We start from the raw sequence: 20,295 nt of genomic DNA, 5'->3' as shown, positions 1-20,295 counted from the left end.
AACAGTTATGCACCCAGCTGCTTAATCAGCTGAGCCGCCGTCGCCGCCGAGGACGTTGGGTTTTGCCCGGTGATCAGCAGGCCGTCGCTGACCACATAAGAACTCCAGTCCGCCCCTTTCGAGTAAATCCCGCCTTTGGCAATCAGCTCGTCTTCTACCAGAAAAGGCACAATCTGCGTCAGGCCCACGGCTTCCTCTTCGCTGTTGGTAAAACCTGTGACCTTACGGCCTTCTACCAGCGGTTTTCCCTCCGGGGTTTTGACGTGGCGCAGCACGCCGGGCGCATGGCAGACCAGCGCGACGTGCTTGTCTGCCGCCAGGAATGCTTCGATAAGGGCGATGGAGTTTTTATCTTCGGCCAGGTCCCACAGAGGTCCGTGACCACCCGGATAAAAAACGGCGTCGTAATCAGCTTGTGAAACGCTGTCGAGGCGAACCGTTGAAGCCAGGTGGGCTGTTGCTCCGGCGTCTGCCTCGAAGCGGTGGGTCTGCGCGGTCTGGAAGTCAGGCTCATTACTTTTTGGGTCTAACGGCGGGTTACCGCCTTTCGGTGAAGCCAGCGTAATTTCTGCGCCTGCATCTTTAAAGGCGTAGTAAGGTGCGGCCAGCTCTTCCAGCCAAAAGCCGGTCTGGCGGCCGGTGTCACCCAGTTTGTCGTGTGAGGTTAAGACCATAAGAATTTTCATCATTACTCTCCTGCATTTCAGATTGATAGTGGATTAGACCAGTCGTCTATTCATTGTGGACAATATTAGACCGGTCGTCTATAAAGTGGGTACAAAAAACGGCTCTATACTGATTACCCCCTTGCTAGGGGGTAATATGAATAATTTTTCTTGTCGTGATCAGCGCTGAATCAAACGGGCCAGTATTTCGAACAATCTTGACCATTACGCTTGCACCAACCCAAAGCTGGTAGAGGCTTTCTGCCACAGTACGAGGTGTATCTTCAATCGTGAGAGACCCCTCGGCTACGCCCGTTTCTAACGCTTCGGCCAGACGCGAGATTATCCCTGACGTGCCTGCCTCTAGCGTTAAGCGCATCGTGTCCGAAAGATCGGCAACTTCAGCACCTAGTTTCACGGCAAGACACTTACCCTGACACTCAGAGAACGACTGAGATTCTCGCCACTGCTGCCAGTAGTTCATCAGTCGCTGAGCCATATTGAGACCAGGCTGGCTCAGTGTCCTGTCGATATCGGCTAGATAATCATCAAAATAGTGTGCCAGCATATCTACACCAAAAGCTTCTTTCGAACTAAAGTAGTGATAGAAAGAGCCTTTAGGCACACCAGCATCTTTGAGTATTTCATTCAATCCGACCGCAGAAAATCCTTTACCAGCCATAATACGCTGACCTGTCGCAAGAATGTGCTCGCGGATTTCATTGTTATGTAGTTGAGATGTAGTATTCATATGTTTAATCTACCAAGAACTAGACCAGTCGTCTATAGGTAAGTTAAAAGCATTCCATTTTGCTAAAGCTTATTTGTAGATTTCAGCAGTACCGTACAGATGGTTATCGCCACCGGCTGAAATAATACGGTAAGACGTTGCACCATGTTCAGTCGCTTTCGCCGCCAGTTTGTCCTGCAGGTCGCTCAAATTAGTTCCGACAGCTGAAGCGTTGATCACCCCTATACTTTGCCCCTTCACAGGTACAGCGTTGACTTCGGTCGCGGCAACAGTGGCAAAAGAAGCGGCAGTTAGTACGATTACGGCAAAGGCTTTAGTTACGTTTTTCATGATTATATCCTCATTAAATTATTTTTAAGCACACTTTAAGTGTGGGTAAGTGGGTATATTTTTAGGTACTGAATTTTTTTTAAAAATTCGTTCAAGACCTGGAAAAACGGGTATAAATGGGGCCTTGTATGTCCCTTATCGCTTTACTCTTCAATGAATCGCAGCAGGTCTTCATTAATCGTCCCGGCTTGGGTGATTGTCATTCCGTGGCCAAATCCTGCATAGACCTTGAGCTGCGCATCTTTGACAAGTTGCGCGGACAGAATGGCCGAGTCGGCCAGCGGAACGATCTGATCGTCATCACCGTGCATGATCAGGGTTGGCACATCGATTTTCTTAAGGTCATCAGTGAAATCAACCTCAGAGAACTGTTTGATACAGTCATATTGACCTTTGATCCCACCCTGCATACCCTGGAGCCAGAAGCTTTCTCTCACACCATCAGAAGGCGTCTCTGACGAACGGTTATAGTTGAAAAACGGCGTGGTCAGATCCTTGTAGAACTGAGAACGGTCTTTTTCGACCGCAGCACGGATGCCATCAAACACTTCCATAGGCAGACCGCCAGGGTTTTTCTCACTCTGCAGCATAATCGGAGGTACTGCGCCGATAAGTACTGCTTTGCTGACGCGTGCCGAGCCATACGTACCGATATAGCGTGCGACTTCCCCACCGCCAGTAGAGTGTCCAATCAGAACAACATCGTTGAGATCTAACTGTTCGATGAGTGATGATAAATCTTCAGCGTAGGTATCCATATCATTGCCGTCCCACGTCTGACTCGAGTTGCCATGGCTGCGGCGATCGTGAGCTATTACACGGAACCCCTGCTGACCGAAGAACAACATTTGCGCATCCCATGCATCACTTGATAATGGCCAGCCGTGGGAGAAAATAATGGTTTGTCCCTTGCCAAAGTCTTTATATGCAATCTTAGAACCGTCTTTTACCTGAATAGTTTTCATCTCTTTATTCTCTTTTCTGTTGGCGACGCCTCATGGGCGGAGCATTTGATTTAGAAGTGTTTTTTTCTTATATTTGCTTTTACACTTGGCAATCATTCAAAGAATGACTGGCCAAGAAAGCATTTAACTGATGTTTACTGAGATAAACTTTGCGCCGCTTTTTCGATCAGGGTCGCAATTTTTTCCGGCTGCGATGCGTAGATGGCATGGTTGCCTTTCAATTCAGTGATGGTGCTGTGCGCGCGTTTAGCCATGAAGCGCTCTAATTCTGGATTAATAGCACGATCCTGCGTCGCCACTACGGCCCAGCTTGGCTTCGTTTTCCATGCCGGAACGCCTGCCGGGGCAGTGAATGCTGCTACTGCGGGCATGAGTTGAGATTGTGCCAACAGATTTGTTTCTTTGACTGGCAAGTCAGCTGCAAAGTCCGCGTGGAAATTTTCCGGTTTGATATAAAGGAAGTGATCTGGCGTTTCAGTAATTGACTGAGCAGCTGGCGGATATTTTTTGGCCAAACTTAGCAATGAGTCACCTTGCTCTGGCTGGAACGCTGCGATGTAAACCAGACCGGCAACAGAGGGATCATTTCCCGCGTCACTGATGATCATTCCGGCGTAGCTATGGCCAACCAGTAATGATTTACCACTTTGTAACGCGAGAGCGCGTCGAGTCGCAGCGACATCATCCGCCAGCGAGGTTTGAGGTTCCTGAACAATCGACACTTTGTAGCCTGCTTTATTCAGAATGCGAGCCACTGGATTCCAACCTGAGCCATCAACAAAAGCGCCATGTACCAGAACTATGTTTTTTACCGGCGCAGCCATTGAAGACTGAGCATAAACTGACAGAACCAGGCTTAAAGCCAGAGTAGTAAATGATTTTTTAAACATGATTAATTTCCTTCAGTTGTCATTTTTTTAAGTTAACACCCATGACATCTTGGCTCCCTGACTTACATGAAAGCGGACGGATATTCAGGTGTGTGATGTTGTCTAGATTTACTAAGTGGGAAGTGCTTAAAGAACTCCCTCCCCACGTGATTAACAGTTATGCACCCAGCTGCTTAATCAGCTGAGCCGCCGTCGCCGCCGAGGACGTTGGGTTTTGCCCGGTGATCAGCAGGCCGTCGCTGACCACATAAGAACTCCAGTCCGCCCCTTTCGAGTAAATCCCGCCTTTGGCAATCAGCTCGTCTTCTACCAGAAAAGGCACAATCTGCGTCAGGCCCACGGCTTCCTCTTCGCTGTTGGTAAAACCTGTGACCTTACGGCCTTCTACCAGCGGTTTTCCCTCCGGGGTTTTGACGTGGCGCAGCACGCCGGGCGCATGGCAGACCAGCGCGACGTGCTTGTCTGCCGCCAGGAATGCTTCGATAAGGGCGATGGAGTTTTTATCTTCGGCCAGGTCCCACAGAGGTCCGTGACCACCCGGATAAAAAACGGCGTCGTAATCAGCTTGTGAAACGCTGTCGAGGCGAACCGTTGAAGCCAGGTGGGCTGTTGCTCCGGCGTCTGCCTCGAAGCGGTGGGTCTGCGCGGTCTGGAAGTCAGGCTCATTACTTTTTGGGTCTAACGGCGGGTTACCGCCTTTCGGTGAAGCCAGCGTAATTTCTGCGCCTGCATCTTTAAAGGCGTAGTAAGGTGCGGCCAGCTCTTCCAGCCAAAAGCCGGTCTGGCGGCCGGTGTCACCCAGTTTGTCGTGTGAGGTTAAGACCATAAGAATTTTCATCATTACTCTCCTGCATTTCAGATTGATAGTGGATTAGACCGGTCGTCTACTAAGTTAGTAAATAAAAATGTTATTACCCGTGTCTCATATTCCGGCCAGCTCTGCGTGCTGTTTCGTTCTACCGGAACGGCTGTCGTGCTGTGTCACTCGGTCGCCGTTGGCATGTGTATAAGCTAGCAAATAATAGACCGGTCGTCTACAGATAATTAAAAAACTTTTTTCATCTTTTATGTGCCAAGCACCTTCTCATAGCGGGTGCCTGACACGATGAGATAACCCATTAATTTTAATGCTTATTCAACTGCGTTTTTTCATGTATCGATGATGCACTTAGTCAACTTTCTTTGCCCAAACTGCCTGAGCATTTGTGAATTCACGCAGGCCAAAGTGCGAGAGTTCGCGACCATATCCACTCTTTTTTACACCGCCAACCGGAATGCGTGCATTAGTGGCAGAAAATCCGTTGATGAATACGCCTCCTGTTTCTAAGCGCCGCGCGATTCGCTGGGCACGAGAAACATCGCTGGTCCAAAGGTTGCCCCCTAAGCCGTAATCGCTGGTATTTGCCAGCTCAATGGCATGCTCAACGTCATCTGCGATAGTGAGAGCGGCAACAGGGCCGAAGGTTTCCTCATCAAATGCAGCCATTCCCGGACCTACATCGCCCAATACGGTAGGCTCATAAAAGTTGCCACTGCCCGCGATTTTATTCCCCCCAAGAAGTAGTGTCACGCCTGCTGCGAGAGTTCGTTCCACTTGATTATGTAATTCATCACGCAAATCTTTTCGTGCCATTGGCCCGATTCTATTTTGCGGGTCCAGCGGATCGCCAACCTTCAACAGTCTGACGGCCGCGATGAATTTTTGTGTGAATTCCTCCGCGATGGGTTTTTCCAAAATAAACCGTTTCGCGGCTAAGCACACCTGGCCAGCATTTTGGAATCGCGCTTCAACAGCAGCTGTAACAGCCAAATCAATATTGGCATCAGCTAGCACAATAAATGCGTCTGAGCCACCTAGCTCAAGCAAGCTTTTTTTCAATGCTTTGCCTGCAATCGCCGATACGGCAGACCCCGCCCGCATACTCCCTGTCAATGTCACTGCTGCAATGCGATCATCCTCAATAACTTCTGCAACAGTTTCGTTATCAGCAATAAGATTGGCGAATAAACCTTTAGGGAAGCCTGCTCTCTCATAAGCATCCTGCAAAGCATAGGCAGAGCCCATAACATTGGGCGCGTGCTTGAGGATAAAACCGTTCCCCGACAGCATAATCGGGCCCGAAGCGCGAATGACCTGCCATAAAGGGAAGTTCCAGGGCATTACGGCCAAAATAGAGCCAATCGGCAGATATGAAACATGTACCTGATCGTCATTTTCGACAGAAACAGGTTCATCTGCGAGGATTGCTGGGCCATTGCTGGCAATCCAATCAATAGTAGCTGCACACTTCTCAACTTCTGCGCGGGCTGCTGCTAGTGTTTTCCCCATTTCAGCGGTGATGATCCCTGCCAAAATTTCTGAGCGCTCGCGCAGAATCGCTGATAAACGACGATAAGCTTCTACGCGTGTCGACATGGGAGTAGCACGCCACAGGCGAAAAGCCGCGTTATTATCTGCCAGCATGCCTTCTACTTGGTCTGCAGTTTGAAATTCATAAGTCGCGATCAACTCGTCCGTCGTAGGATTACGTGAAGTCGCGACATCAAGAGACAGCGTATTCTGTGTAACATGTTGAGATGACATAGTTTTTTCCTCATAAACGGTCTAAGAGAAGCTCGTTGTGTGCTTCGATAAAATCCAGTTTAGGCAGGTCTAATCATCCCTGGAAGGCATCTTGTTATCCTATGACTGGGAGTCATAGGTAACGTGTCGAGGAATATAAGTCACCAGAGAGAGGTCGGGTCTCCCCTCTGGCGTAAGTGCGACGTAGGTAAATTCAATATGTCCAGAAGTAGGATGCATAAGCCGCTTGCTCCCCTCTCCCATGCCTTTAACATCCGTATCCTGCCACCATGCTTTGAATTCCGGGCTTTTTTCAGAGAGTTCTTCAATGAGATAGTCAAAAGGCTTTTTGTCCTGAGCATGGGCGCGTGATGCACGGAAAACGGAGATCATCCCTCGTGCCATCTGCTCCCAATCCAGGATCTGCGTGCGATACGGACGATAAAGAAACAGCAGTCGCAACGTATTACGCTCATGAGGTTGCAGCGAACCATAATCGATAAACAAATCAGCAATAGCATCATTCCAGGCGAGAATATCAAGTCGGGCATTTCTCACATATGACGGAATGGGATCGATAGCGCGCACCAAACTTTTCAGGCCATCACTCACTCCTCCGCGAGGGGATGTGGTAACGGCTCTTCGCGCGGTGAAAGGGCAAAAAGATGGGATGATTCAATTCTGTTAAGTTTAAGAACTTTGGCTATACGTTGGAGCGCATCTGCCGAAGGTTTAATCTCTCTCCCCTGCTCAAGCCAGGTATACCAACTCACACTGACTCCAGCCAGCACAGCAACTTCCTCTCGACGTAAACCGGGTGTGCGGCGAGTGCCCTTATTCATGCCAAAGTCCTGAGGATTTAGCCGTGCGCGCCGGCTTACAAGGAAAGCACCGAGTTCACGACGCTGTTCTGAAGTGGTTTTTTTAACCATAATAGTTTGCCTATAAATGTGCCTGTTTGGCCAACGCTTCATCAAAATGCTGATGAATCTCTTCTTTTTTCATCTGAACCCTATGCTCAACAGCATAATTTATGCACAAAAATCCTTCACTTCCATGGCTAACGTTGATTGCCACGGGAGTAGAAAACTGTGTTCTACTGGAATTGCCTTTCTATCAACGAGGCAAGAATGCATCGGTTCTGCACCTTTATGTATTCATCTTTTTGAATCAACTTACTAAAGAACGTCCCAAAAGGGTCTCAACTCAGCAAATTATTTATATTTCATTGAGGAAGTAGCTGTTAATGCCGGTCGCCAGTGCGCGGGCCATATTCTTCTGAAAGACAGGTTCGCCAAGCATTTTCTCTTCGTGCTTGTTGGTAATAAACGATTTTTGCACCAGCACCGAGAGAACTCGCGGCGATTTCAACACCGCAAATCCCGCCTGCTCAGGAGTAGTAAGTGATAGCCTGCAGCATATCGATGTCCGCTATACCCGCTGCCTCGGCCAACGTATCAGAGATCCATTGATGCAGTAACAGCGCAGCGCCGTGGGCTTCGGCCTGTTCTGATTATTGGGATACCAATTCTCACCGCGATTGGCAGATGCCGGTGATGCTGTTTTCTGGCGAGCAGTGCGCTGCCGCCCTCTCCCCTACCTACCGCGCAAACCCCCACCATACCCTGCCAGACGCCGTTTAAGCAGCGGCCTGTCAGGCGCACAGAAACCTGACGGTCGCAGACGAAAGAAAGAACCCGCGACACCACTCACAGCAACACCGAAGCAATTAGTTACACCATTCATTAATCAGCAACTCCATTACCGGCCCTCCGGGCCGGGCGGCGGGGCTGTTTAGTGGGGGCAACCGGGCTGCAGGTCCGGCGCGGGTCTGGGTTGAGAGGGGAACGGTGTTTCAGAGACGTGTCAGGGAGGGGCTTTGAGGGTAAGGTGGAGTATTGGATGTTAGTCAGAGAGCTGCTGGATGATGTAACTACAGACGATAAGACAGCACTGCTGTGTTAAACGCTGACGTACAGTGGTATCTGTTGGGAAAGTGGCACTCGCTTTTTTTTGCCGGGCATTATTTCTGCCCAGTAAAGCGGCCTTTTATTTATAACAAAACGAGCATAAAGAGTATGGCAGATGTAAAGTTTAATTATGATGAACAGGCAATCATGGCTTCTGCCCGAAAGAAACGTTCAGTGTCCGTCCCGTAACCGCAATGGTCTGATAAATGGGGTCCGCTTGGAAAACGGAATCTATGGTCACTCCCGTTTTTGCAACACCGATTTTGACGATAAGTTGGCTTGCTTGAATCTATCCGGCGTCTGAATGGGACTTTATTCCCGCGCCTCGATGAGTTCCGCGCCTGATGAACCTTCAGAAAATATACGGCTTCAATGAGCCTTTCCGTTTTACAGGTTCCTCAACAGGCCGGTGGGCCGTTAATATCATCAATATCAGTATTCGCAAAACCAGATGAGTGATTCGTTAAACCGGTGTATTTCTGCCGTTATGCTTCATAAGTTTGCTGTCGTGCCGTCAGTACCCAGGCTATTCTGGCCAGCTTGTTTGCCAGAGCACAAGTGACGACAAAGTTGCTTTTCCTGCACAGTAAATCCCTGACCCAATCGGCCAATTTACCAGACTGGTGTTCCAGTTTTTGTATGAATACCCTGGCACATTGAACCAACAAAGTTCGGATCTTTTTGTTGCCTCGCTTACTAATTCCCAGCAATGTCGTCCGACCTCCCGTGCTGTACTGTCGAGGTACCAGCCCTGTTGCCGCCGCAAAGTCACGGCTGCTGGCGTACTGCTTCCCGTCGCCAATCTCAGTTGAAATAGTACTCGCTGTCAGTGTTCCGACGCAGGGGTTCCATGTCCGCTGCGGCAAAAGAGCTTCACGTCGACCATGCCACCGTAAGCCGGCGCATCGCCGCCCTCGAAATTTCGCCCGGTCTTCGTCTCACTGAACGTTTGCCCAGACGTACCGCTCTTACAGAACAGGGTAAAGTCATTGCCTCTGTGGCTGATGAAATGAACAGGATTGCAGACCGGGTTTATATACAGGCTAAGTCGCTGTCTGCTGCGCCAGCGGCTGCTGTCAGGATTAGCGCATCCCCGGCTGTCGCTGCGCTGTTGATTGCACCGGCCGTGGCTGACTTTACGCAAAGTCATCCGAACATCCCGCTCTCCTTATCAGGCGTATCCCATCATGTTCAACTGAACAAAGGCGAGGCTGATATTGCGGTCCGTCTGACAAGACCGGATGATCCCGATTTGCTGGTACGCCGGATCGGGACGATGCGTTTCGTCCTGTATGCTTCACCTTCCTGGCAGGATCGGCCGCCCGAAAGTTGGTCATTCATTGGCTACGAGAAGTCGCTGGATTATGTGACGCAGCAGAAATGGCTGGAATCCCTGCTGAACGGCAGGCGGATTATTTTCCGGGCAAGCGACCTGATGGCACAGCAGCAGGCCGCCAGGAGTGGGCTTGGCGTGGTTACGTTACCCTGTTTTATGGGGGACAATGACAGCTCTCTGATAAAACTGACTGTAAACTCTCCCCCTCCAGGCAGAAGTATGTGGCTGGTTGCCTATCCAGAGTACAGACGCGATCCCTCAGCTGTAATGGTCATGGAATTTCTGGCTGGCGTTGTTGGAAAGGCATGTCCGCCTGACAGTACCTCCTGAAACGTGAGGCCGGAGTAGGTTTGGTTATCAACATATCGTGATGTTGTCGATGTCTGCTGTTGACACAAAGCAGCCTTATGCGGGCGGTAAGTCCGCTATGAGCGATCAGCAGACGTTCGTAATTGAGTCGCCATAGTTCTTGCTAGCAATGCCGTGTGTCAATCAACCGGGAACAAGCCAGAGATCACTGTACACCTGACTACTCAATGACCGAGCTGATTTAGTCTTACCATAAAGTTATGTGAGCGTTAGAAACGCTTAAGGCGGTTAGAAACCGCATCAAACACTCGAACAAATTTGCTAAAAAAATATGGGATATCACTGGCGCCAAATGGCTAACCCAAAATGTGTTTTGCCTGCTGTGGGAGTAACCGATATATGGGAAACAAAACCTTAGTGATATTGAGTGTCATTCTCGTTTATCATTGCAGCGGCTGATATGATTCAACAAAACTGCAACAAGGGAGGCAGTCAGTGATACTTGCAATCAGGTACGTTTTTGCTTCATGTCCAATCCGCATCGTAGCACTCGTTGCAATTGTACTTCTTCAGGGCCTCATTCCAGCATTAAACGTCTTCATGACGGGACAAATAATTAACACCCTTCATATTCCGCAAATCAGTGACAATGCTCTAATTGTAAGCATTGCAATCTGGTGTATCTCACTGTTAGGCATTCAGTTGATGGAACCGCTGGTAAATCTTGTTCAGGGGGATGTAACGGAAATCTCAACACGATATTTCAGCACCAGTATTATGCGCCGGATGAATGAATCCTTTTCCCTGAGCCTGTTTGATAACAAGGACCGTTATGAACAACTGGAGTTTTTGAAAAAAGAGGCAGCCTACCGGCCTCTGAATTTTATCATCTGCATTATTTATTTGTTCAGGGCTGCTGTCATGGCCGGCAGTCTGCTGCTGGTACTTATTAGCTATTCCGGTGTTGGGGCGGCCATCTGTGCGTTATCGGCCATTCCTATGATCGTCACCAACATCCGTATCCAACAGAAATACGTGGAGGATCTGTTTAGAAACTCAAAAGATGCCATAGCCATGCGTTACGTCTATGGCGTGAGCATGGATAAGAGTTTTCTACAGGAAATCCGGCTTTATGGGTTGGGCGAATACCTTCTCAGCAAATATAACGAGTCGGCCCAAAACACGTATAACCGTATGCATAAGCAGCGTGTAAGGGCTATGGTTTCCCCCATCCCGGCAATGGTGATGAGTCTCCTCATACTCAGCCTTGGTATCTTTCTTTTCCTCGGCCATTTACGCACCAGCGAAATGGCAGTCGGTGCTCTGGTCATGGTTTTTCAGTCAATCGTCATGATGAAATCGCATCTGGATGAAATTGCGAATTACGGCGCGAATCTGACTATCATGAGCCGTTTTTTTGATAGCTACCATTCCTTTATGACCGACGAAATTGAGCCAGTGAAAAACGGTGACGGGGTCCTGCCAGATAACCAACCCTTTTCTCTGAGTATTAACAATCTCAGCTTCAACTATGAGGGGCGGGACGATAAGGCCCTTGACGGTGTAAACCTGGAAGTGTCGCCCGGTGAAAAGGTGGCTATCCTGGGCGATAACGGCAGTGGCAAAACTACCCTCATCAAGCTGATGTTACGGATGTACGCTTTCAACGAGGGAAATGTCTCCGTTTCAGGTATCCCTTTGCAAAATCTGGATATCGATGACTACCGCAATCAGATTGCGACTGTTTTTCAGGAATACGGTAAATATGAATTTTCAGTGGGTGAAAATATTGCACTCAGTAAATTTGAGCCAGAAGCAACATCTTCAGATATTGATGCATTGCTCAGGCAGGTGTCGTTTCCCTATGAGCAGCACAAGCGTCTAGGGAAACAGTTCGGTGGGGATGAACTTTCTGTCGGGCAGTGGCAGAGACTGGCTATAGCGAGGGCCCTGTTCAGAAAAGCAAACCTTTTCATATTTGATGAATTTTCATCTTCGCTGGATCCTGAAACCGAGCAACGACTTTTCAACGAGATCCTCTCACTCAACACGACTGTGATTGCTGTAACCCATCGACTGGGGAACATCAAAGAGTTCGACAGAATTGTCGTTATGGCGGATGGGAAAGTCATTGAAAATGGGAGTTTTGACTCCCTGCTTGTCCGACGAGGGAAGTTTTTCGATATGTGGCATGCGCAGTTTAAGTCGGTGATTGCTGAGTCTGCATAACATTCAGTATGAAATAATAGGTTGCACGAGCAGCCTTAACTTATATGGTCATTATGGAATTTTGTTGCTTGCTTGCGTAATGGTCTGAACTGCCCGCCAGTATTCGGAACAACGGTCAGCATTCAATATCATATAGCTGGACTTCATCCAGTTGACTAAGATAAGGCGCAGCATCAACATCCGCTTTAGTACTCAGGTGTCGCAGGCAAGGCAAAGAAGGCTGCTATGAGCGAAAAGCGGACAACGTTGTCATGTTATTTATGTTGGGCAGCTTTCAGAAATCATATTTTTAGCTATCGCCAGCAGGAAAGCGGTAACCGAAGTGGCGTCAGTGATTTCGCCGTCACGTATTAATTGAGCAAAGGCGCTTATTTTAATTTTTTTCACCGTCAGACCGTACTCTTCCTCCTCCAGTTGCTGGCCGGTAAATGTCAGCTGCGTAGCAAGGTAAATATGATAACCCTGGGCTGAATAGCCCTGCGCGAGCTTCTGATAACCGACATACAACATTTTTCCGGCGCTCAACCCGGTTTCTTCTTTAAGCTCGCCTCTGGCAACGTCTTCAGGTGTAGCATCGTGGGAACATTCCCAGCTTCCCTGTGGCAGTTCTGTGGTTCTCTGGCCCAGTGGGTAACGGTATTGCTCAACCAGGTAGACTTCATCATTCTCAACCGGAATGACCACCACAAAATCATCTTTTTCAATAACGGAATAGAGCCCCTCGCTGCCATCGGCTCTCAGAATCCGGTCCTCCTTAAGCGACATCCAGCGGTTACGGTAAATTTGTCTTGATTCCAGTGTTTCAATCTCTTTCTTCATGATAATTTCCTTATTTCTTTCCCTGTTGCTCTGCCACAATAACGTTAACGCCTTCGCCCATGAACAGCGCAATATAGTCAGCGGGCGCATCGTCGTCGGTGATGATGTCGCTGATTTCTCCTGGTGATGCATAAGAAAAGGGTGAATGTTTTCCCATTTTCTCTCCCGAAATAACGCACACGCTGCGCTCAGCAGCTTGTGCCAGGCCGCGCTTAACCTGCGTCTCTTCATAGTCGATACTGCTGAAGCCTGTTGTTATATTCGCCGCCGCCGCACCTATAAAGCAGATATCAAAAGCCATGGTGCGTAACTCTTCACACACTTTATGGCCCGTCATATCCATCGCGGGCTTAAATAATTTACCGCCCAGCACAATTACCTCCACATCCGGATGAACGGACAGCGCCATGGCGGCGGGCAGGTTGTTCGTTACGACGGTGCAACGCAATCCGGGTGGGATAGCCTGTGCGATGGCAAGCGTGGTGGTACCTCCGTCCAGTCCGACGACATCATCCTGCCGGATAAGCGAGACTGCCATCGAAGCGATAGCGTTTTTTGACGCGCCCGTTCTGCCCAGCCTTTCCTGATGATGAAGCGGTACTTGTGTGCGGGGAATCGCGCCGCCACGTACGCGACGAAGCATGCCTGTAGACTCAAGGCGTATCAAATCGCGGCGAACCGTGTCCTCTGATATACCCAGCTTTTCAGCCAGTATTGATGCCTGCAGTTCGCCATGATGGCTTAATAAATCGAGAATTTTCTGCCGCCTTGCATCAGGTAATTTCATCTTAGTGCGCCATTTTGCAATATATATTGCGTTAATATGCAGATATATGCAGAGTAATGCAATATTCTGACGGGATGCGAGGCGCAGAATGAGAGCAGAGTTATTACACCTGAAGCGAAGAACTGTTATCCCGGCATGCTGGCAACTTATGCCAGCCATAGCGTGGATAAAACGTATCTCTGATGAGACCGCAGACGGCGTACACAGGTACAACAGACAAGGGGCCAGAAAACATGATTAAGGCATTATCTGTCCTGGCCGCAGGCGCGTTTGTATCGCAGACAACTGAATATTTGCCCGTCGGGCTGTTAAATCAGATAGCAGAGCATCTGGGAATTAGCGGGGCAAAGGCCGGCATGCTGATTACCGTATATGCATGGGTAATAACCCTGTCCGTCATACCCGTCACGTTGCTCACGCAAACGATTGACAGAAAAAAGCTTTTCGTTTTTTTACTCGGCCTTATCGCACTATGTAACGGTTCAGTCATGCTGACAGACAATTTCGTTATGCTGCTATTGCTCCGGGTTATTGCAGCACTGGGACACGGTGTGTTCTGGGCAGGTATCGCATCTTATGCCATCAGCATGGCTGGCTCTATGCCTGCCAGCAGGGCGACAGCCATCGTCTTCTCAGGCATATCGCTGGCGATAGTTATAGGGGTGCCGCTGTCGACTGCAACGGGGAATTATTACGGATGGCAAAAGGGGTTTGGTCTGTTCGGCCTGTTTTCATTGATTATTATGTGCCTTGCTGTCAGATGGTTGCCTTGCGTTCATGGACCCACAGCAAAAGTGGGCCCATCTGGCCTGCCAAAACCTGCCTTCTCCGGATTGCTCTGTCTGCTGGCAGGCGTAACGCTTTTAATTATTACGGCACATTTCATGAGTTATACCTATGTCACTGTTTTCCTGAGGTCAATACCGGGGATTAATGCTGATGTTCTGACAATATTGCTTTTTGTTTTTGGCGTGGGAGGAGCCTGCGGTACGCTGCTGGTAAGTCGTTTTTCCCTCAAACCGTCGTTACTGACGCTGGCGGGCGGAGCAGGTATCGCGCTTGCACAGGCTCTTCTGCTGATAACGCTGCCGGGTCCTCTAAGTGCTGGCGGGGTGTTGTTTCTCTGGGGCTGCGCCATCTCAGTAGTTATCGTCGGTCTCCAGTCCTGGGTAATCGAAGCGTCACGGGATTATCCTGAATTCGCATCAGCGCTTTATGTTATGTCGTTCAATATTGGCATTGGGTCTGGAGCTGTTGCGGGAGGCTACTTTACCGGTACAAAAGACAGCAGTGATTTATTTCGGTGAAGTATCGTTCTGTGTATCACAGGATTATTACTGGCCGGGGTTATCGTTTTCAGAAAAGCAGGCAGATACCACCGGGAAGCGAGAGAGTGACAGGTCGAGGTTATCGTATCTGCGCCTGATAATGTCCGCTTCTGGCACAAAGCAGACATGCTTACGGGGCACAGTCCGCTGTAAGCGAGGAGCGGACTTTGACGGCTTCAAGATGAACATTGATGTCGTCAGAATTCAATGCTTCCCTTAGTGACATATGTGTAAAATAAGATTATTCTCATTGGGTTTTTTTACTTAACCCCATGAGAATTCAATGAATAAAATAATATTCTTAGCTATCCTTCTTTCCTCAATGCTTCTGGGTGGTTGTGCGTCGGTTCCTCTGGCCAGTAATGCTGAAACAACGGCGGCTAAGTCATTCCCGGTTCCGGAAAATGGCAAAGCCGGTCTTTATGTATACAGGGACAGCTTTGTGGGGAAAGCGTTAAAAAAGGATGTGTATCTTGACGGACGCTGCCTTGGTGAAACGGCCGACAGAGTCTTTTTCTATCAGCAAATATCAACCAGCCAACCACATACGCTGGGAACTGAATCCGAGTTTTCACCTAATAATCTGACACTCAGTTTAACATCCGGGAAAAACTACTTTGTTCGCCAGTACATCAAAATGGGCGTTTTTGTTGGTGGTGCTGGACTTGAGCAGGTTTCCGAAAATGAAGGGATGCGCGTCGTTTCTAAATCTGAAGTTAAGTTAGCAGTGCCAGGTCATTGCGATAACTGACCGGCGGAAAAGCTGATATCCAGCCCGCATCTGGGCTGAATATCATTCTCTGGCCGGTTTGACTATATGTTTAAGGCATTGCAGACACATCTTCTACTTTGTCCTTTTGGTTTTCGAAGTATCAGTGGCCTTCTATTTCTGATTGGATCAGGATGTTGGGGTCGTGCCCGATTCGCTCATAACGATCCGGTCCATTGCTGGCATTCCTCCCGCTACGTAATTCCCCCGTCACCCGGATACTCAGTTTTATTTATCCAAAACTAAGTTCGTCTCTTCCATCCGCAGTTTCAGTCAAACCTAGTCGCAGTTATGCTTACACAACTTACGCTTTTGGCACAAAGCGGATATTGAGTGAATGTCATCATTCGATTGTAACTGACTTAAAGGTCAACCTAAATATAAGGGGGTACTTTCAACAAGATGATATAGCCGGAATTTTATATGCATTACAGCGCTACTTTCTTATTGTCATCAGTTTAATAGCAGTTATGCGGCATAACCTAAAAGTCACTTTCAGCAAAACCAGTAATGGTCTAAAAGGCATAACATTAATGTCAGCGACAGTCGGGCATACCCTAATGTCACATGCGGGTGCGTAAAAAGAATGTTCTAACTTTCAGAATCCAAGGAAATTAAAATTTGCGGGTAAAATTCCTAATTTGAAGATATTCGCTACACGCCTGATTTTACTGAAGACCACTGCGGGAAAGCCTGAACGTTTTGCCCTGGTGTTGGCCGTCCGGCTTCCCCGCAACCGCTATACATAGTATCGGCAGCAGATGATAAAGCTATACCTGAAGCATCCTTTCTTTTGCTTTGTAAACAAAGTTGCTTATGCTAACTGGCGTCGGCGGCTGTGAGCGGAGAATTGGCCTGGCATTGTGAAATGTTAAGCAAACGACAGAACAACCGCGCAGTAAATTTTTCCGGTTATCCAAAAAAATTGCAGCTTCTAAATTACTGAAAGACTTTGCGTATCATTAAACTAAATATTCGATTTATATTATGCTGAGCGATCAAGGATATTAATGGATTTATCTTATTTTTACCGGAAACCAAATTAGTTAAATAATTCTTATCTTTCAGGCGGATGGGATCATTAATATATATAATACATCTGGGAGATCTGATGTAAAGTAAGATTTAAGCTTGTTATTCCATTAGTTAGCGGTAATCATTCCCTCAGGCATAGCAAACGGAATTGAAGAAAATGAAGACTGGCTTTAAAGCTGGCAATTATTAGCTGAATACCCTGGCATTTTAGGGATGCCTGAAATTTTATTAAAATAAAAAGTGCGTAAAAAATAACCATCTTTTCTGACGTACTGGAAAATGTAAAGTTGCAGTTATAACATTTGACAAGCATTTTCTACAAAGTGTGTTTCTGGTTTTTTAAATTCCTAAGGAACTATCGACTCACTTTAAAGGATTCGTAAGCCAGCAAGAAATTACAGCTCCTGAAATATTGTGTCTTTTACGATCACAGGGCGTGGCACTACTAATTTTAGTGGGTTGGTTAATTGCCTGACTATGTGTAGTATGGAATGCGTCAAAAAATAAGATTTTATTGCTGCACCAGGGAAATCAACGCACTACCAAATTAATCTTTTTATATTCAAGGTTACACACAGAACTTAAAGGAAATAACGGTGATAAAGTCGTATTATTACTATGCCTGTATTGATCCTTTTTTAGGGATAACCGTGCATTGCAAGGGTTGTAAAAAGCTGCGGCAAGAAGGACAAATATTCCTGGGCTCGTTTTATGAATATCATCAGGCTGCGGCCGCGGCTAAACGCCGTTACAGTGATATCAGCCAATGCCCTGACTGCTTAAAAGGGAAGCACAGCATCCCTGGACCGGTAGTTATGGTTGAAGCTGTTAAACCGAAAGCCAGACAGGAAGCCATTACCGTTAAGCCGCGTATCTGTGCTGCACCACCTTTAACGGTTAAACCTGAGAGCGAGCCTGTCAGGATGCGTCAAAAACCTGAGGCGCGTCTCTCCCCTGTGCCTGTTCCTGAGTTGAGGGCTAAAAGTAACGTTCACCGCGTACCCAGAAAGCACTCGCCGGGCAACTACTGACAACTTAACTCCTCTCAGGCTCTGCTCTCATATTAAAATTGCTCTTGCCGTTCTGCCAGGTGCAGATTCGCTGGCGTTTGAAGTTAAGCGCTTTCTTCGGCCTGACGCTAACACCAGGCTCTGCCGGCGTGATGAACCACGCCATGAGTGAACTGGTTCTGACCTGTTCCCGTGCGCTACGTACAGGCGAGGTGATAAGGATTGCCGATCATGAGGGTGTGGTCAGCGGGTGGGTATGCTGGCAACCAAAATCCTGCCCGAGAGAACTATGAGGTGACGGTTCCCAATGCCGTGGTGGTCAGTGGCCGAGTGGTAACGCACATGAAGAAACGGCCGTCAGCTTAACGGTAACATTGCGGCATTAGTCCCTTTCCCCGTTGTGACGCAAGCTGTTCGAACAGCAAATCAAAGAAAAACAGGTCAGCCTCCTGTTTAGCTTCTGACGGCAGGGGTGGTCAGCCGGCGAGCACAACCATTTCAAATATGCATTGTGGTGAAGTCCCGTTACCGGACACCTGCCGTGCTGCTCCAGACGACGCCTTTAAGCCCAGGAAGAACCTTCGCAGAAGTACAGAAAGTTTTGTATGTTCAGAAAGCAACGCTGCAAACGGGACTTCTGGCCTGAGTCCGGATGACGGAGGAGCAGCAAAGCCAGCAAAACAGCTGCTGGCTTCGGGTTCTGTACGTTTAACGAAAAGCTGTTACAGAAAGCTAAAGTAAATACGGAAAAGGACTTTAAATACCGTCATAAAGACGCACCTACAGATGCAGCCCGCCAGTCCCGAAAGCTTCACTGAATATCTTCTCCTCCGGCACGCCCAGACTGATTAAAGAGCGATATTGTTCCTGCATAAACGGAACCGGTCCGCATAAATAGTAATCAGCCTCTGCGGGCAGATATGCCGCCGGAAGAGCGTTTAAATCGAGCCTTCCCTTCACCTGATAATCTTTACCGGGGACCTCATCTTCTTTTACATTTTCATAGGCAATAAAAACGTGAAGGTTATCATTCTGGCTGGCTAAGTTTTTCAGCTCCTTACGCAATGCATGCACTTCAGAACTGCGCGCCGCATGAATAAAGTATATTTCTTTTTTCAGCGCCCGGTATTCTCTGGTTCCGGCATTTATGCCGTCACGTAATGCCGGTTTAAAGTTTGGATCGGCATGCTCTGCAAGCAAATGATTAACCATAGAAATCATCGGCGTCAGCCCGACGCCTGCGCTGATGAGTACGTTGTTCGTATCCGGGTTCAGCAGATAAAAATTTCCTGCCGGGGCGCTGAGTTCAACAACGCTGCCCTTATCAACGCTATTATGCAACGTGGAGGAGACATAGCCCGGATCCTGCCCTTCCGTGCGGGCATCCTCTCGTTTAACAGATATCCGCAGGTAATTATCCGCCGGGCTGCTGGATAAGCTGTACTGGCGCGGTTGCTTAATGCCCAGCGCCGGAACCAGCACCCGTAAGGTTATATACTGCCCGGGTTTATAAGCCGGAAGCGGCTGTGCGTCCTGTGGAACCAGATAAAAAGAAGTGATTTCTTCACTTTCTTTTACTTTTTTGTCCACGATAAAGTTTCGCCATCCCGTCCAGCTGCCCGGAGACTGTTTACGCTCATCGTAAAGCTGATTTTCTGTTGAAATAAAAATGTCAGCGAGCTGTTTATATGCCGCACCCCAGGCTGTTATCAGTTCATCATCCATGGGGATGCTGAGTACTTCACTTATTGAATGCAGTAAATTTTCGCCAACAATGTCATAGTCCGGCGACTGGATATTCAGGCTGACGTGTTTATTGCAAATGAGCTCAATAACCGGTAACAGCACCGCCGGATTGTCTATATTTTCGGCGTAGGCCAGCACGGCTCCCGCCAGAGCTTTTGCCTGCGCACCGCTGCGCTGATGGCCCATATTGAAGGTTTCTTTCAGCCCGGGATTATTTTTTAACATACGCTTATAAAAATAGTCCGTTAAAGCCTCACCGTTTTCTTTCAGCACCGGTACCGTTGCCTTAACCAGGTCTTTCTGTTTTTCATTTAACATGCCTGCCTCACATTTTTATCAGCCGCTTATAAAGACTCAAAGAAAACCAGACCCCCCTCCCGGGTCAGTTTTCAATACCAATCTAAATATAGACCCTGTAAATACCCCCGGGTCTTTAGCGGCTTTACAGACCGGCTTACCGGCAGAAAACCAGCCCCTGAGGCTGGTCTGAGTCATTGCGGACCGGATACCGAAAACCAGGCGAAGCCGTTGATAAAAAGTTAACGGCAGATAAGGCTCGCATTAACCTGCTCTGGACTGCCTTTTCACACAGGTCAGCCTCCGCCATAACAGGAGCCAGTAATCTGTCGGAGCAAAACAGGTTGTGTTTGCATCTTTCAAACTGAAACGGTGAAAGAATATCCGGGTGGGTCAGTGAGAGATTACCGGATCCGCGCTCAGACGTGTAAGCGGAGGCACCCTACGGAGCGGAGTCAGCTTTTAATAAAAAGCGGTGCAGAGAATAAGCCTGCGC

16 protein-coding genes and 3 pseudogenes are annotated in these 20,295 nt (G+C 48.3%); 6 read left to right on the top strand and 13 right to left on the bottom strand.

The annotated features are described in order from the left end of the window. Window positions 1-5: 5 nt before the first annotated feature. The 10 genes and pseudogenes from ACF2G4_RS23425 to ACF2G4_RS23380 all read right to left on the bottom strand — a co-directional run. Window positions 6-686 carry a type 1 glutamine amidotransferase domain-containing protein gene (locus ACF2G4_RS23425; protein WP_409076625.1) on the bottom strand — a complete coding sequence of 227 codons (681 nt, stop codon included), beginning with the start codon at window positions 684-686 and terminating at the stop codon, window positions 6-8. A gap of 124 nt (window positions 687-810) precedes the next feature. Next, window positions 811-1,416, bottom strand: coding sequence for a TetR/AcrR family transcriptional regulator (locus tag ACF2G4_RS23420; RefSeq protein WP_215845057.1), 606 nt, complete (start codon window positions 1,414-1,416; stop codon window positions 811-813). 69 nt (window positions 1,417-1,485) lie between these two features. Next, window positions 1,486-1,746 (bottom strand): multiple stress resistance protein BhsA, encoded by a 261-nt coding sequence (gene bhsA / locus ACF2G4_RS23415; protein WP_215845056.1) that lies wholly within the window; start codon window positions 1,744-1,746, stop codon window positions 1,486-1,488. A gap of 143 nt (window positions 1,747-1,889) precedes the next feature. After that, window positions 1,890-2,711, bottom strand: a complete 822-nt coding sequence (locus ACF2G4_RS23410) for an alpha/beta fold hydrolase (protein WP_243080069.1) — start codon at window positions 2,709-2,711, stop codon at window positions 1,890-1,892. A gap of 134 nt (window positions 2,712-2,845) precedes the next feature. Further along, entirely contained in the window at window positions 2,846-3,601 is a 756-nt protein-coding gene (locus ACF2G4_RS23405; RefSeq protein ID WP_243080068.1) for an alpha/beta hydrolase, read from the bottom strand. 157 nt (window positions 3,602-3,758) lie between these two features. Beyond that, window positions 3,759-4,439, bottom strand: coding sequence for a type 1 glutamine amidotransferase domain-containing protein (locus ACF2G4_RS23400; RefSeq protein WP_409076625.1), 681 nt, complete (start codon window positions 4,437-4,439; stop codon window positions 3,759-3,761). A 330-nt stretch (window positions 4,440-4,769) separates the two neighbouring features. Continuing rightward, entirely contained in the window at window positions 4,770-6,185 is a 1,416-nt protein-coding gene (locus tag ACF2G4_RS23395) for an NAD-dependent succinate-semialdehyde dehydrogenase (RefSeq protein WP_409076528.1), read from the bottom strand. A gap of 99 nt (window positions 6,186-6,284) precedes the next feature. After that, window positions 6,285-7,096: pseudogene (locus ACF2G4_RS23390) on the bottom strand (helix-turn-helix transcriptional regulator). A gap of 286 nt (window positions 7,097-7,382) precedes the next feature. Then, complete coding sequence (locus tag ACF2G4_RS23385; protein ID WP_409076624.1) at window positions 7,383-7,586, bottom strand: N-acetylmuramoyl-L-alanine amidase; 204 nt, start codon at window positions 7,584-7,586, stop codon at window positions 7,383-7,385. A gap of 1,033 nt (window positions 7,587-8,619) precedes the next feature. Continuing rightward, window positions 8,620-8,979 (bottom strand): annotated as a pseudogene (locus ACF2G4_RS23380) (transposase); the annotation flags it as partial. Between the two features lie 5 nt (window positions 8,980-8,984). On the opposite strand from ACF2G4_RS23380, the gene ACF2G4_RS23375 reads away from it, so the two are divergent. Next, window positions 8,985-9,800, top strand: a complete 816-nt coding sequence (locus ACF2G4_RS23375; RefSeq protein ID WP_409076326.1) for a LysR family transcriptional regulator — start codon at window positions 8,985-8,987, stop codon at window positions 9,798-9,800. A gap of 474 nt (window positions 9,801-10,274) precedes the next feature. Further along, a complete protein-coding gene (locus ACF2G4_RS23370) occupies window positions 10,275-12,008 on the top strand; it encodes an ABC transporter ATP-binding protein (protein ID WP_409076527.1) in 1,734 nt (577 codons plus the stop codon). 258 nt (window positions 12,009-12,266) lie between these two features. Here ACF2G4_RS23370 and ACF2G4_RS23365 read toward each other — a convergent pair whose 3' ends face one another. Next, window positions 12,267-12,827: an NUDIX domain-containing protein gene (locus ACF2G4_RS23365; RefSeq protein WP_409076526.1), complete on the bottom strand. Its 561-nt coding sequence runs from the start codon at window positions 12,825-12,827 to the stop codon at window positions 12,267-12,269. Between the two features lie 10 nt (window positions 12,828-12,837). Beyond that, entirely contained in the window at window positions 12,838-13,614 is a 777-nt protein-coding gene (locus ACF2G4_RS23360; protein ID WP_409076525.1) for a DeoR/GlpR family DNA-binding transcription regulator, read from the bottom strand. Between the two features lie 233 nt (window positions 13,615-13,847). Between ACF2G4_RS23360 and ACF2G4_RS23355 the strand changes: the two genes are divergently transcribed. From ACF2G4_RS23355 to ACF2G4_RS23340, 4 genes and pseudogenes are all read left to right on the top strand, one after another. Then, the gene (locus tag ACF2G4_RS23355; protein WP_409076524.1) at window positions 13,848-14,921 is read left to right on the top strand and encodes an MFS transporter; all 1,074 of its coding nucleotides are present in this window, start codon (window positions 13,848-13,850) and stop codon (window positions 14,919-14,921) included. Between the two features lie 304 nt (window positions 14,922-15,225). Next, window positions 15,226-15,693, top strand: a complete 468-nt coding sequence (locus ACF2G4_RS23350) for a DUF2846 domain-containing protein (RefSeq protein ID WP_409076523.1) — start codon at window positions 15,226-15,228, stop codon at window positions 15,691-15,693. A gap of 1,649 nt (window positions 15,694-17,342) precedes the next feature. Then, entirely contained in the window at window positions 17,343-17,777 is a 435-nt protein-coding gene (locus tag ACF2G4_RS23345) for a hypothetical protein (protein WP_128088316.1), read from the top strand. Window positions 17,778-17,823: 46 nt separating this feature from the next. Further along, window positions 17,824-18,113: pseudogene (locus ACF2G4_RS23340) on the top strand (mechanosensitive ion channel domain-containing protein); the annotation flags it as partial. A 423-nt stretch (window positions 18,114-18,536) separates the two neighbouring features. On the opposite strand, the gene ACF2G4_RS23335 reads toward ACF2G4_RS23340, so the two are convergent. After that, the gene (locus ACF2G4_RS23335) at window positions 18,537-19,820 is read right to left on the bottom strand and encodes a globin domain-containing protein (protein WP_279811523.1); all 1,284 of its coding nucleotides are present in this window, start codon (window positions 19,818-19,820) and stop codon (window positions 18,537-18,539) included. Window positions 19,821-20,295 lie beyond the last annotated feature (475 nt).

The sequence above is a fragment of the Pantoea phytostimulans genome, from assembly GCF_046118715.1.
Lineage (GTDB): Bacteria > Pseudomonadota > Gammaproteobacteria > Enterobacterales > Enterobacteriaceae > Pantoea > Pantoea phytostimulans.
Note: the sequence above shows the minus strand (reverse complement) of the source record. Positions and strands in the feature narration are given on the sequence as shown.